Source organism: Phormidium sp. CCY1219 (assembly GCF_035615515.1).
Classification (GTDB): Bacteria; Cyanobacteriota; Cyanobacteriia; order Cyanobacteriales; family Laspinemataceae; genus CCY1219.
In genome coordinates this window covers 1-562 of record NZ_JAJENT010000853.1, presented here as the reverse complement: position 1 = coordinate 562, position 562 = coordinate 1, and the positions used below count along the sequence as shown (strand labels likewise).

General features: G+C 45.0%; 2 protein-coding genes. Both read left to right on the top strand.

The window, feature by feature from the left end; translation table 11 throughout:
• On the top strand, nt 1-186 hold a 186-nt coding region (locus LKK83_RS27050; RefSeq protein WP_324634585.1), incomplete at its 5' end, for a Uma2 family endonuclease.
• A 77-nt stretch (nt 187-263) separates the two neighbouring features.
• Nucleotides 264-562 (top strand): Uma2 family endonuclease (locus LKK83_RS27045; RefSeq protein WP_324634584.1); only part of this gene is annotated, 299 nt, incomplete at its 3' end.

Below are 562 nucleotides of genomic sequence, written 5' to 3'. Positions count from 1 at the left end.
CTGCGGGAAAAAATGCGAGAATATATTGACAATGGCGTGCGGTTGTGCTGGCTAATTGACCCCCTGGAGAAACAGGTGGAAATTTATCGTCCCGGACGAGAAGTCGTAGTCTTGCACTCTCCCGAAACCCTAGAGGGAGAAGATGTGCTGCCCGGATTTGTGTTGGATTTGAATAAGGTTGGGTAGTCTTAATTATACCATTTTATTCAACAAAACTCAACTGACGATTTGTGGTTTAATCAAAACAGTTAAAATCGAAAAATATGACTATCATTGAGTTAAATATTCCCCATCTAAACCGCGAAGGATTTGAGAAACTCTGTCAAGCAAATCGGGACTTAAAGCTGGAACGAAATGCGTCCGGAGAAGTGATAATTATGCCACCGACAACCCCCTGGACGGGACATCAAAATTTTGGCCTTATCGTTCAACTCGGTCTCTGGATTGAAACAACCGGATTGGGAAAAGGGTTTGACTCCTCCACAGGTTTTACGTTACCCAATGGTGCGGTGCGATCGCCCGATGTCAGTTGGGTAAGTAACGAGCGCTGGGAGGGGTTAAA